Source organism: Shewanella sp. 5S214, assembly GCF_041439795.1.
Taxonomy (GTDB): Bacteria; Pseudomonadota; Gammaproteobacteria; order Enterobacterales; family Shewanellaceae; genus Shewanella; species Shewanella vesiculosa.
Map to the genome: position 1 here is coordinate 258,812 of NZ_JBGOOV010000001.1, position 13,561 is coordinate 272,372.

General features: G+C 41.7%; 10 protein-coding genes and 1 tRNA gene. 1 reads left to right on the plus strand and 10 read right to left on the minus strand.

Translation table 11 applies throughout. The annotated features are described in order from the left end of the window. The first annotated feature begins 118 nt into the window (after positions 1 to 118). Entirely contained in the window at positions 119 to 1,132 is a 1,014-nt protein-coding gene (ansA, locus tag ACED29_RS01020) for an asparaginase (protein ID WP_182697276.1), read from the plus strand. 97 nt (positions 1,133 to 1,229) lie between these two features. Here the strand turns inward: ansA and ACED29_RS01025 are convergent, their stop codons facing one another. The 10 genes from ACED29_RS01025 to ACED29_RS01070 form a co-directional block, all read right to left on the minus strand. After that, entirely contained in the window at positions 1,230 to 1,511 is a 282-nt protein-coding gene (locus tag ACED29_RS01025) for a YeaC family protein (RefSeq protein ID WP_124014744.1), read from the minus strand. Next, a complete protein-coding gene (locus tag ACED29_RS01030) occupies positions 1,508 to 1,825 on the minus strand; it encodes a zinc ribbon domain-containing protein (protein WP_124014743.1) in 318 nt (105 codons plus the stop codon). The genes ACED29_RS01025 and ACED29_RS01030 overlap by 4 nt, the downstream gene beginning before the upstream one ends. 53 nt (positions 1,826 to 1,878) lie before the next feature. Continuing rightward, entirely contained in the window at positions 1,879 to 3,003 is a 1,125-nt protein-coding gene (locus ACED29_RS01035) for a M14-type cytosolic carboxypeptidase (protein ID WP_124014742.1), read from the minus strand. A 96-nt stretch (positions 3,004 to 3,099) separates the two neighbouring features. Next, positions 3,100 to 3,762, minus strand: a complete 663-nt coding sequence (locus ACED29_RS01040) for a response regulator transcription factor (RefSeq protein WP_124014741.1) — start codon at positions 3,760 to 3,762, stop codon at positions 3,100 to 3,102. Positions 3,763 to 3,916: 154 nt separating this feature from the next. Beyond that, entirely contained in the window at positions 3,917 to 5,710 is a 1,794-nt protein-coding gene (locus ACED29_RS01045) for a DUF885 domain-containing protein (RefSeq protein ID WP_182697274.1), read from the minus strand. Between the two features lie 855 nt (positions 5,711 to 6,565). Further along, positions 6,566 to 7,885, minus strand: a complete 1,320-nt coding sequence (locus ACED29_RS01050; RefSeq protein WP_182722848.1) for a DEAD/DEAH box helicase — start codon at positions 7,883 to 7,885, stop codon at positions 6,566 to 6,568. A gap of 198 nt (positions 7,886 to 8,083) precedes the next feature. Continuing rightward, positions 8,084 to 8,173, minus strand: a tRNA-Ser gene (locus ACED29_RS01055). A 230-nt stretch (positions 8,174 to 8,403) separates the two neighbouring features. Then, positions 8,404 to 9,036, minus strand: coding sequence for a YchE family NAAT transporter (locus ACED29_RS01060; RefSeq protein WP_182742455.1), 633 nt, complete (start codon positions 9,034 to 9,036; stop codon positions 8,404 to 8,406). Positions 9,037 to 9,670: 634 nt separating this feature from the next. Then, positions 9,671 to 11,722 carry a prolyl oligopeptidase family serine peptidase gene (locus tag ACED29_RS01065; protein ID WP_371696761.1) on the minus strand — a complete coding sequence of 684 codons (2,052 nt, stop codon included), beginning with the start codon at positions 11,720 to 11,722 and terminating at the stop codon, positions 9,671 to 9,673. Positions 11,723 to 11,929: 207 nt separating this feature from the next. Next, positions 11,930 to 13,465: a fumarate hydratase gene (locus ACED29_RS01070; RefSeq protein ID WP_124015022.1), complete on the minus strand. Its 1,536-nt coding sequence runs from the start codon at positions 13,463 to 13,465 to the stop codon at positions 11,930 to 11,932. Positions 13,466 to 13,561: the final 96 nt, after the last annotated feature.

Consider the following 13,561-nt stretch of genomic DNA (forward strand, 5'->3'; position numbering starts at 1 on the left):
GTAATATGAAGATTATTCAAAAAAAGCCTGCCTAGCAGGCTTTTTTATTGGGGATCGTTAAATAAGCTCGTATAATTTACACAATCTGCAATTATCGCTAAATAAGAGTCCTATATTTATGCCAAAACGATCGATTTACGTAGCCTATACAGGCGGTACCATCGGAATGCAAAAAACAGCCAATGGTTTTGTGCCTGTGTCTGGGTTCTTAACCGATTGTGTACAGTCTATGCCGGAGTTTTATCATAACGAAATGCCTGAATTCGTGATTCATGAATACAGTCCACTGATTGACTCATCTAATATGGCGCCAACCGATTGGCAAATGATAGCAAACGATATTCAAGCAAACTATGAAAAGTACGACGGTTTCGTTATTTTGCATGGCACTGACACCATGGCTTATACCGCATCGGCTTTGTCATTTATGCTCCAAGGTTTGTCTAAACCTGTCATCGTCACCGGTTCCCAAATTCCATTGGCGCAATTGCGCTCAGACGGTCAAACTAACTTGCTCAATTCACTGTATATTGCCGCCAATTATCCTGTTGCTGAAGTGTGTTTATTTTTTAATAACAAGCTGTTTCGTGGTAATCGCTCCACGAAAGCGCATGCTGATGGCTTTGATGCATTTGCATCGCCTAACTTCCCTATGTTGCTTGAAGCAGGTATTAAAATTAACCTCAAAGCAGGTAAAATTAGTAAGCCAACAGGAGAGCCTTTAGAGGTTGTGACCATTAGTCCGCAACCCGTTGGTGTGGTTACGCTTTACCCTGGTATTTCTACGGACATTTTTAATAACATTTTACAACAACCGGTAAAAGCACTGATTTTATTAACCTTTGGAGTGGGCAATGCGCCACAAGATAAAAAGTTGCTTGATACCCTCAAACAAGCCGATGAACGCGGCATCATATTGGTCAATTTAACCCAGTGTTTTCAGGGCAAAGTCAATATGGGCGGTTATGCTACCGGTAATGCTTTAGCTCAAGCTGGGGTGATAAGCGGCGCAGACATGACCATTGAAGCTGCATTAGCAAAACTGCATTATTTGCTTTCAATCGGATTAACCTCAGCGCAAATCAAACAACGCATGCAGGAAAACCTTATTGGTGAGCTAACAGTCGATTAAGTTGCCTTGTCTGCAGCCTAATAGCAAAATCTGAAAACAAAAATGCGAGCTCTGTAGCTCGCATTTTTGTTGACTATAACTCGTTTATTGAATGAGTTTATAAATCAGCTTCTTTAAACTCGGCGATAGGATCGCCTTTAAACTGTTTTTTCAGCTCTGATTTAGACAACTCATTAATATTCCCACCCGCACCAATAGTAAAATGTTCAGTTTGCTGAAGCTTACGTGCTTGATACAACATCACTACTTGCAAAGTCGATTCACGCTGTGGCTGAGTTAATACTGTACCATCATCCCACTTACCTAACTCAGACGCAGACAATAAGCGCAGGTATACTTCTTCAGGCATTTCATCAATGACTTTATTGATATCGTTCATACTGATTTCCGTTTATGTAACACTATTCTGACTCGGGTAATAAGATAGCCCGTAAAGCCAATAACAAAACTTGCAATCGCGAGATAAGAAGTTGTGCCCTGAGCAGGCTCTCCTCCCCAAAACCACACGACAACCCCTGCGATAAACAATGTCAGAAAAATAAAGCTTTGGGTCATTAAGCTATTAGAACGCTCAATATGACTGATAATTTTTAAAGACTCAGTATTACCATCCAAGGCTGTTTTACAATGTTGACATTGTTTAGCCAGACTTGAAATACGCTTTTGACATTTAGGGCATGCAACTAAGGCCATAATTTACTCTACCTGCTGATCATCTAACATTAAATTTAGCGTTTATGTGGAAATTATAGCTGCTCAACAACAGCTAACATCGCGACTAAAGACGCTTCACCTAAATATACGCAACGTTCTGGAGACCAGCCCACAAATGGGTCGGCTAAATTAGCATTGTCTTTAAATGGCATCTCTAACGTGTTTGATAAACAACTGAATGTATTCGCTACCCAGTTAGACCCTACGGTTAAATTTGCTTGACCCGGTTCATCCTTGTCGTAACCAAACTCTGTTTGGAAATCAGCACTGGCAATCGTTAATGCACTCAGGAATTGTTGTTGTAATGCGGCCATTTTATCGTTGTAGTTTGGTACACCTTCACAGCCCGCTAGGAACACATAAGGAAGACCTTCATCGCCATGAACATCGTAAAACAAATCAACACCAGTTTGGTGCATTTTATTGACAACATAATACACCTCAGGACTTTTCTCTAAGCTCGGAGTCTGCCATTCGCGATTAAGATTGGTACCAACGGCATTAGTCCGTAAATGGCCACGAGCGCTACCATCTGGGTTCATATTAGGCACAATGTAAAAATTGGCTTTGTCTAACAACGCTTTAGATGTTGGGCAATCACTATCAAGCAATTGATTTAACAAGCCTTCGACTAGCCATTCAGCCATGGTCTCGCCAGGATGTTGACGCGCAGTGATCCAGATATTTTTCTTATCAGGATTAGCATCACCAATTTTAAGCAAACTCATGTCACGACCATCGAGGGTTAACCCAAGGTGCTCAAGACTGACAGCTGGATGCAATTGTACTTCGCTGATTAAATCTAAATGACGTTCGTAGCTATAAGGAGCAAAATAGGCAATTTGAATCGCTTCACAATCTAGCTCTGCGTGAATGGTTAACTTGCCATCAACATATTGGGTTGGCAATCTGAACCAAGTTTGACGATCATAACTGGCAACCGCTTGGTAATCTTCCCAACCTTTCGGGTATGAGGCATCACCTGCATTGATAATATTAAGGGTATATGTCTGGCCAACTTCACCTTCTAGACGAAAGTTAAACCACTGATAAAACTCACCGCCGAAGTCGGGACGAATGGCGAGTTGTATATCGTCATGTTTATCAATATTAATGACGTTAATGTTGCCGCCGTCGAAGTTTGCTGTAATCCGCATTAGATTATCCTTTAATGTGCTTGCACTTATTTTGGGCTGAGTAATCGCCTTTTTTATGCGCCATAGCTTATCAAATGCGGCAATTGCTGTGAACCTTTAAAAGTTAAAGCTGTACCCTTGACCGCGAACCGTATTAATTAGCTCACGTGGCAAATTGCGTTTAACTAATTTACGCCGTGTATTACTGATGTGCATATCTAAATTACGGTCAAATCGACCCAACTCTTTGTGTAATACTCTGCGTTGTAATTCTTGTTTAGTAATCACCTCACCCTGGCGATCAAACAAATATTTAAACAGGCGATACTCTGTTTGAGTCAGCACCAGGGACTTTTCAGCAAAACGAATCGTATAACTGGTGTCATCAAAGCTAATATCATGATTAAAATTATCATTCATTGGTGCTTGGAGGCGCCGATGAAGCACATTAAGACGCAATTGTAATTCACGTATATTGATTGGTTTTGCTAGATAATCATCGGCACCTAACTCAAGAGCATTAATGCGCTCTAGTTCGCAGCGACTGTCTGCGAGCACAATAATAGCCGTTGAAGGTTTTCTGGTAACGAGTAACCAAAAGGAATCCATTTTGGGCACTGAGTAGTCTAATAATATCGCTTCGAGCTGAGTGGTTTCCATATAAACCAATGCATCGAAGGCATTATTGACGCGATGAACACTATAACCCTGCTCACTTAGTTGTTGACCTAAGTCGCTTTTATCGGAGAGGCTATGTTCAATGAGTAGGATATTGTTCATGATAAATCACTTAATGATAACGATTACCATTAAGATTATCATATTGATTTGTGTATAACTAGATGTAATCTTTGTTGCCGCCGTTTGATTAACAAAAAAAGGCCTGAAAATTCAGGCCTTGAGATATTTGCCACACAAATCAGCAGAAGCTAAGCTATTTTTCTAGCATCAACTGCTTGATAAATTTAACCGGGGCACTGCCGTAACTTAAAAACTGTTCATGGAACTGTTTTAAATCAAAATCATCGCCTTGATTGGCTTTTAGCTGTTCACGGAAATCATAGATCTCACGATAACCAGCATAATAACTGGTTAGCTGTACTTGACTTAATGTTGCTCGGCGCCATTTTCCTTCAGCTTCAGCACGTTGCTGGAAGGCTTCATTTTCAAGTAAATCAATCACCTGCTCTTCGCCCATACCGTTGACTTGAATACTGTAATCTAAAATAGTGTTACAAATAACGCGTAAGTTCCACTTGTAATACATCAACCACATCTCTGGCTCAAAATTACCATAGCCCTCTTCTAACATCATGCGTTCAGCATAGACAGCCCAACCTTCTATCATGGCACCGTTACCAAATAGACTTTTGACTAAACTAGGCGACTGATTTGAATACACCAATTGGGTGTAATGCCCTGGGATCGCTTCATGGATATTAAGCACTTGTAAGATCCAATGATTGTATTCACGTAAGTAACTTTCAGCAGACTCGGCACTCATATTATCAAGTGGCGTCACATTATAATAAGTGTTACCACCTTGATCATAAGGCCCTGGGGCACTGATAGATGCGCCAGCAAAACCACGCATATACTCAGGGGTTTCACGAACAACCAATGGCTTATTAGGATCAAGTGTTACCAATTGCTTGTCATTCACAAATTGAATCAGCTCAGGAATTTGTTTGCGTACTTCAGCAACAAAATTTTCCCGTTTAACATGTTTGCTAGATAACACATCGATGAGCTGACGGATCGCTTGTCTTTCATCGGCAGGTTTTGGCGTATCAATATACTTTGACCAAAGAGTATCGGTTAGCTTAGCCATTTCTTGCTGAACTTGATTTTTATCTGCTACCGCTTTGTTGTACAACTGTTTTGCGGTCATACCAGACTGAATATCAAAGGCGAATTTTTCTTCATACAATGTTTCACCGATACGAAAATCTCGGGCGCCCTTTTCAGTCAATTTGCTTTCAAGTGCAGTTAACCACTCAATATGCTGTTTAATGGCTGCTGTTGCGGCATCAAAGCGCTGAGTGAATAAGGCCTTTTGATCTGTACTTAAGCCAGAATCGGCAACTTGCTGTACTAATGCATCAGACAATACCGAAAAAGCCCCTTGGTTTTGCATAATCGCAAGTTGAGTGTGCTCAAGAGTTGGGTCGCTAATGTTATTTCGTGCCGCTTCATAATAAGCAGGTACATTTTCAAGACGAGCAATCACTGAGGTGAGGCGTTCATCTAATGGTGCAAAGTCCTCATTAATAATTTGCGCAAATCCACCGGCAACATTGTAATTTGACGGGTCCCACTGCCAACCTTTAAACCGAGTAATTTCCCACTGCATTGAATCAACTAAATTACTCAACAGTTTATAATCGATTAGCTCATTAGCTGACAAGGATTGCGGATCAAACTCAGCCATAGCCATTTGCTGTTGCTTAACAAAAGCCAATGTTTTATCACGGCTAGCTTGATTTGGGATATCCAAATAGCCATCATTAACATGCTTACCACTATACAAGGCCCAAGTCGGTGACAATTGCCAAAGCTCATCGATAAACCGTTGTGAATATTGGTTAAAATTTAATTTTTCTGCTGATGTACTAGCCTGCGCATTAACGCTATTTTGTGGATCACTTTGTTGCATTGAGTTATCACTACAGCCCGCTAATGCGGCTAAAGCGAAAGAAACCGCCAAAGGAAGTAGACCTTTTTTCATTTGTTATCCCTTAAATTGTTATTATTGTTTGTGCAAAATGACTTATCTTATTATGTTACATTTAGCGCTTTTTGGGTGCTATTTTTATGAGTAATAACTTGCTTGATTAACGTGATCAAGTTGATGAAAACTATCTTGCTAGCATTATTAATAGTTAATCATGTTCGTGACTTATTTGCAGCAAGCAGACATCTTTTGTGACATAAAATCTTACGCTATCGATGCTATAACGGCCTACTACAAGGTATTTGGTTACATTTGTGCAGCCGTGCCCATCGCCAATGGCAGACCTTCAATATGACCACTATCCCTACTACCTAGATCTTAATGGCACAAAGGCCACTAATGCTGAAAGCTATCAGTGAGCAGGTTGCATCTTATTAAGATGAGATTACCTATAATGCTCAACGTTGGTAATTGCAGACAGCCGTTAACAGCGACAATTACTCATCGATATTATCTGGAACAACAATAATGACGTTATCAATGTCACAGTCAGCGGACTTGGTGCACAAAGGTAGCGTACAAGCCCCAAAGTAATTCAAAGATTTTCTTGGCGCTTATAGCTTAATGAGTTGAACTAGCGTAATTAGTTTCATTGGCTCAATTGGTTTAACAAAAGCGTTGGAGGTTAGCCATATCAGGGCAATGTTACCAGGCCTCATGGCTGTTTTGATGGTAAACCGTACCCTAGACAGCAAAAGCAGTTTGCAGTGTTAACCATAGCCATTCGGTTTGTGCTGTCGCCAGACTCCCCTAGCCTCTTTTTTATCGACACAAAAAGCATCGACACAAAAAAGCGGAATAGACATTCCGCTTTAATCAGAGACGAATTAACCTTTGACTCAGTCTAGGTTAGATATTCCATGGATTCACTTTACCGCCTTTAGTGCTTGTCGCTGCTTTGGTGGTTTTGGTTTTTCTAAAATCAGCTGGAGCCGTTTTCGACTTACCTAAACTAAGCGTGGGTCTGTCAGTATCGGGGGTTGATTTATGTTGACGACTCTTAGGCATAAAATTCAATACCGAAATTGGGATCGGTTTTTTTGGTTCAAAACCTTCGATGACCTTGCGTTCAATTAAATGCCCTAAACGACTTTCAATCATACACAGATTTTTAAAGTCATCATTTGACACAAAAGAAATTGCCACACCAGCAGCTCCCGCGCGACCTGTTCGGCCAATACGATGAATGTAATCATCGGCAGGAAAAGGTAAATCGTAATTGATAACACGAGATAAATCATCAATATCTATACCGCGGGCCGCAATGCCGGTTGCCACTAAGTATTTAATGTTACCTGATTTAAAATCAGCTAGAATTTGCTCACGTACTGGCTGACTTCTGCCACCGTGAATGCATTCAGCGCTAATGTCACGTTTTTCAAGCTGACTGACCAACTTGGCCGCACCTTGTTTGGTTTCGATAAATATCAGCGCTTGGTTCCACTCTTCTGTTTTAATTAAATGACTTAATAAAGCAGATTTTTTGTCTTTATCTACTGTGGTTAACCACTGTTCGATTTTTGGTGCTGAATCGCGATCAGCAATCACTGAAATTTCTACTGGGCGCTTAATGGCCGTTTTCGCTAACGCACGAACTTGGTTTGATAAGGTGGCTGAGAACAATAAACTTTGGCGCTCAGAAGGTAACTTATCAATCACTTTATTAATGTCTTCAATAAAGCCCATGTCGAGCATTCTATCTGCTTCATCCAGAACCAAGACTTCAACTTCATCAAAGTGCACAGCACGTTGAGTATATAAGTCGAGTAAACGTCCTGGGGTTGCAACCAGAATATCGACACCCTCGATTAATGCTTGTTTTTGCGGTTTTTCATCAACACCACCGTAAATCGCAAATGATGTTAACGGTAAGAACTTAGCATAATGCACAATATTGGCTTGTATTTGCACAGCCAGTTCACGTGTTGGGGTTAAAATTAATGCCCTAATACGCTTTTTACGCTGCATTTCACTGTCGGCTAAGCGCTCCAATATTGGTAACACAAAACTGGCGGTTTTACCGGTACCGGTTTGCGCGGCCGCAAGCAGGTTTTTACCCCGTAAAATAACCGGAATAGTTTGTTGTTGGATTGGTGTTGGTTGACTGTATCCCACTTCATGTAGGGCATTGACAATCGTGTCGCGTAATCCAAGTGTCGAAAAAGGCATGAAAGTGGGTCTCAGTAGTAGAATAAGAATAAAGCATTATAGAGGCTGCGCATAACAAGCGCTAACACCAAGTAAAGATAAGGCATGCGATAAAATAGCATGGTAGACAAGGGAGAGAACTAGCATCACCCAAATGTCGTGGTTTTATTTAAAAATACAAATGAAAAAAGACGTCCGAAGACGTCTTTTTTCATAATATGGCGGTGAGCGAGAGATTCGAACTCTCGTTAGGGATAAACCTAAACACACTTTCCAGGCGTGCGCCTTCAGCCACTCAGCCAGCTCACCAATTTTTTGACTGAATTTTTATCAATAACAGCAAAGTCATATGATAAAAAGCCAATCTTTAATATCTGATTACATTGAGGCTATATATTAGTTCTCACATACAAAACTGCATCAAGCTTAGTCGCAGTATTGCTAATCGAGGCGTACTTTACGCAAATGCCGATAGCGGGTCAAGCTAAAAAACCCGACTATCAAGCGTTTGCACAAATGCTCAGCAACTTATCAGTGAACTAACCGATTAATGTGGGGAAAAGGCCTTTAGCTCCTGCGGCAATGACTTCAATGCCTAATGACAACATTAATAGTCCCATTAAACGGGTAATAACGTTAATGCCGGTTTTTCCGAGTAACTTAAACAATACTGGCGCCATACGAAATAAAGCCCAGCTGACAAGGCCTATGGTCACAATAGTTAAGAACATGCCAACGAAGTTAACCATCTTATTATGCTCTGCGGCAAACACAATCACCGAGCTAATGGCGCCAGGACCTGCCATCAAAGGCAACGCTAATGGCACCACAGCAACAGATTCCATCCCAGAAGACTCACGATCTTCTTCTTGGTTACGTTTTACTTCACTGATCTTACCTTGCAGCATCGACATCGCAATAATACATATCAAGCTACCACCAGCAATACGAAATGCAGACAATGAAATACTGAACATACTCAGAATATGCTGACCGGCTATCATAGTGACTAATAAAATCACCACAACAGCAAAGTTAGCCACTCGGTTGGTATGGCGGCGCTCAACTTCAGTTTGATGGCTGGTTAAGCTCACAAATACAGGCAATAACCCTACTGGGTTAATGATGGCTAACAGTCCTAAAAAGAACTTGATATAAAGCATAAAATCCACTGACTGCACCCTCTTAATATTACCTGATTTAAAGCTCGATTCTGAGGGCGCTAATGTAGCTGAAACCCAGACATTTCCCAAATGAAATTTTTTATATTTGATAGGCCATTTTACAATACAAAAACTAATGGAACATCTATTTAACCTCTTTAACCGTTTAATTATAATCCACGAAAAATGAGGCGCTAAGTAATTTTATTTCACGATATTGCACACATTAGCCACTAACTGATGCTTTAATCTACTAACCGCTTTGGCGAATCACCTTGTCTGTACTAAAAATACTAACCCGCCACTGGTATGCATATTGGCCAAAGATGAAAAATACTAACATTGAGCCAAATTAGATAACTGAAAAATATTCATGTTTAGGCACTGGTTGGTCGTCGATAAAATCCCTTGCTATTGAGGCGATAATATTCACTCGCAACACCAAGATTAACCAGCCACTCATGCTTTCATGTTAATCCTGTAATAACCGCTGATATTAGGCCATAAAATAGCGTACAACAAAAAAGAGATGTTGCCAGTAGCAACATCCCTTTTATTTGACCGTTAATACTCATCTGTGTAATGACTAGGTCGCTGATATCAACACAGGACTGAGTCTAAAATTGCAGATAAGGTATAAAACCTATTTAGCCGTCCAACGATCCATCCAGCCAAGCACATTCTTGTACCATAGCTGTAGATTATCTTGATTTAAGATCCAATGGTTCTCATCCGGGAATACCAGTAGCTCAGATGGAATACCTTTACGTTGCATCAAGGTAAATGCGGCTAAGCCTTGGCCATAAGGTACGCGGTAGTCTTTTTCACCGTGAATAACCAGCATCGGAGTTTTCCAGTTTTCAACATAATTAGCTGGGTTAAACTTTTCATATAGCTCTTTGTTTTGATCGTATGGACCACCAAATTCATATTCAGGGAACCATAATTCTTCAGTGACATAATACATAGAACGCATATCAAACAAACCGGCATGATCAACTAAGCACTTGAAACCATCGTTCCACTTGCCTTGGAACCAGTTCATCATATAACCACCGTAAGAACCACCTAGGGCACATGCATTGCTCGCATCTAACCAAGGTTGCTGAGTCGTCACGGCAGCCATACCCTTTTTAAGATCTTCAAGTGGTTTACCGCCCCAATCTTTACCTATTGAGTCAGTAAACGCTTGGCCATATCCGGTAGAACCATGGAAGTCGACCATCACCACACCGTATCCAGCACCAGCCCATAGCTGCGCATTCCAGCGGCTGCTAAAACTGTTGCCAAATGAGCCTTGTGGGCCGCCGTGAACGAGGTAAGCAATCGGGTATTTTTTACCTTCTTCATAGTTAACTGGTTTAATCCAGTAGCCATGAACGGTTTCATCGTTCCAACCTTTAAAGTTAAACTGTTCAAATTCCCCAAAGGTAATATTGGCTAATTTGTCTTTGTTGACATCAGTCAGCTTAGTCAATCGCTCACCTTCTAAAGTCACACTGTATACATCACCGGGTTCAACTAATGTCGATTTTTGGAAGAACAATTTATTATTGGCGACCGCAATTAAGCTGTTACTACCTTGATTATAAATCGGACGCACATCGCCAAATTGGGTATTGACTTCAAACAGTGTCACTTGACCAAGATCTTGCGCCGTCACATATAACGTGCGGCCATCGGCGCTGAAATTGAGCGAACTTGGGCTACGATCCCATAATGGAGCGACTTCTTTTTCTTGGCCAGTGACATTGTCACGTAACATAATGCGGTTGCGATCAGCTTCATAACCAGGCTTAGTCATGGCTAAATAAGCCAGATAACGGCCGTCGGCTGAGTATGTTGGTTGTGAGTCCCACGCTTTGTTGTCTGGGGTTAAATTAACCGTTTCACCGCCCGCTATTGGCACTTGCCATAAGTCATAGTTGGTGGTCCATGCTTGATCGTTACTGGGCGCTTTAGCACTATAGACAACGAATTTGCCATCTGCGGTGAAGGTTACTTCTTCCATGCCTGAAAAAGGCTTAGGCGGCGTTTCAGTATCGCGACCGGCTGTAACATCAATCGCGGTGGTGACTTTTTCACCATCGAGTGAAGCCACAAATAAATGATTACGCGCGTGATCTTCCCATGTATCCCAATGACGGACCATTAGCTGCTTATATAACCGTCCAGTGCTTTTACGTTCAGCTTCTGCGGTAAACATCTCTTTTGAACAGGCTAAGTCTTTACACTCTGGAAATACCCGCAGGGTCATGACAAGCTGTTTGCCGTCGTTAGACAATTTGTAGCCATTAATGTCTAAAGGTAAATCAGTAATCGCTATCGCTTCACCACCATTTAGCGCCAGTTGATACAATTGGCTGCTTCCAGTGCGGCTAGCAAGAAAGTAAATTGATTTTCCATCAGGCGAAAAACTGACATCATGCTCAGTTCCGGCGGCAGAAGTCAGTTGTTTTGGCTTAGCATTTTTATCGCTCAAATCGAGCAGGTAAAGATCCGAGTTAGCCTCGCCTTTATCATCAACCACTTTGACGCCGTAAACCATGGTTTTGCCATCATTTGAAACGGCTGCCGAATGCAACTTATTTAGCTTAACTAATTGTTGAACGTTAAAGGCGGTGGGCTCTGCCGCATAAACTGATGTAGCCAAACCAGCAGCTACCAATGCAAATAATACAGAAGACTTTTTCATTGTTATCTTGTCTCAGTTGTTTAAATAAAAACATGAGTGCGCGTTGAGCTAGATACAACTCGACTAACGCGTAATCATAAAATGTGTATTGCAGACTAACCAAAGCAAAACGCTCAGGCAACATGCCTTTTGTAAAAAGCTGTAAACCCGAGCGTTAGATCACATTGACACATATGGCTTAAACATAAGCACAGTCGTGTTTATCGCTTACTTTGTTGCTTTACTGTTCGCGATATTAATTTTCCAAATCGCCGGACCGGTTTCGTGTGCATTGACACCATTGGTATCAACCGCAACAGTTACCGGCATATCTTGTACGTCAAACTCGTAAATGGCTTCCATGCCTAAGTCTTCAAATGCCACCACGCGTGACTTCTTGATCGCTTTAGACACTAGATATGCTGCACCGCCAACGGCCATTAAATACACCGCTTTGTGCTTTTTAATCGAAGCAACGGTTTCAGGACCGCGTTCAGACTTACCAATCATCCCCATAAGGCCTGTTTGGTCTAACATCATGTCTGTAAACTTATCCATGCGAGTGGCGGTTGTAGGACCGGCTGGGCCGACCACTTCATTGCCGACAGGATCAACTGGGCCCACGTAATAAATAAATTTACCCGTAAAGTCGACGCCTTCAGGTAAACCTTCACCAGACTCAAGTAACGTTTGAATGCGTTTATGAGCAGCATCACGGCCAGTCAGCATTTTACCGTTGAGTAGTAAGGTATCACCACTTTTCCACGTTTCAATTTCGGCTTGAGTGATGGTGTCTAAATTCACATGATGAGTATTCTCACCCGCTTCACGAGTGATCTCAGGCCAATCAGATAACGATGGTGGCACTAAATCCACAGGACCTGTGCCATCTAAATGAAAATGAACATGACGCGTTGCGGCGCAGTTAGGGATCATCACCACAGGTTTTGAAGCGGCATGGGTCGGCACAGACTTAATTTTAACATCCAGCACTGTGGTTAAACCGCCTAAACCTTGTGCACCAATACCTAAATTGTTTGCTCGTTCAAAAATGTCTAAACGCAGCTTCTCTTCAGTTGTAACCGCACCACGTTGCATTAATTCATGGATATCAATCGATTCCATTAATGACTCTTTTGCCAGTACAGCCGCTTTTTCAGCTGTGCCACCAATACCTATGCCTAACATACCCGGTGGACACCAACCCGCGCCCATTGTTGGTAAGGTTTTTTCAACCCAAGCAGCAATGTCATCAGACGGGTTAAGCATAGCCATTTTAGATTTATTCTCTGAGCCACCACCTTTAGCGGCAATCATCACTTCAACTTGGTTGCCCGCAACCATATCAATATGCACCACAGACGGAGTATTGTCTTTAGTGTTTTTACGTGCGCCAGCAGGATCTGACACAATTGATGCACGTAAAGGATTATCTGGATTAGTGTAAGCACGACGAACACCTTCATCGACCATTTCTTGAACGGTCATATCGGTTTTGTCCCACTGAACCGACATACCAATTTTAACAAAGGTAGTCACAATTCCGGTGTCTTGACATAAAGGACGTTTACCTTCAGCAGACATACGCGAGTTAATCAAGATTTGAGCTATGGCATCTTTAGCCGCAGCGCTTTGTTCACGCTCATAAGCCTTGTTCATTGCATCAACAAAGTCTTTGGGATGGTAATAGGAAATGTATTGCAAAGAATCTGCGATACTTTCAATAAAGTCCGCTTGTTTAATCACAACCGCTTGACTAGACATTGAAGATTCAGTTGTAGAGTGAGATGTGGTATTCGTCGACATATGGGGCGCTCCAGCAGCCATTGCGGCCTAACATGGTTATCGTTTTTATTAGAA

Coding starts and splice junctions, on each gene's coding strand:
- ACED29_RS01030 (WP_124014743.1), bottom strand. CDS start 1,825: ATGGCCTTAGTTGCATGCCCTAAATGTCAAAAGCGTATTTCAAGTCTG.
- ACED29_RS01070 (WP_124015022.1), bottom strand. CDS start 13,465: ATGTCTAGTCAAGCGGTTGTGATTAAACAAGCGGACTTTATTGAAAGT.
- ACED29_RS01045 (WP_182697274.1), bottom strand. CDS start 5,710: ATGAAAAAAGGTCTACTTCCTTTGGCGGTTTCTTTCGCTTTAGCCGCA.
- ACED29_RS01065 (WP_371696761.1), bottom strand. CDS start 11,722: ATGAAAAAGTCTTCTGTATTATTTGCATTGGTAGCTGCTGGTTTGGCT.
- ACED29_RS01035 (WP_124014742.1), bottom strand. CDS start 3,003: ATGCGGATTACAGCAAACTTCGACGGCGGCAACATTAACGTCATTAAT.
- ACED29_RS01025 (WP_124014744.1), bottom strand. CDS start 1,511: ATGAACGATATCAATAAAGTCATTGATGAAATGCCTGAAGAAGTATAC.
- ACED29_RS01040 (WP_124014741.1), bottom strand. CDS start 3,762: ATGAACAATATCCTACTCATTGAACATAGCCTCTCCGATAAAAGCGAC.
- ACED29_RS01050 (WP_182722848.1), bottom strand. CDS start 7,885: ATGCCTTTTTCGACACTTGGATTACGCGACACGATTGTCAATGCCCTA.
- ansA (WP_182697276.1), top strand. CDS start 119: ATGCCAAAACGATCGATTTACGTAGCCTATACAGGCGGTACCATCGGA.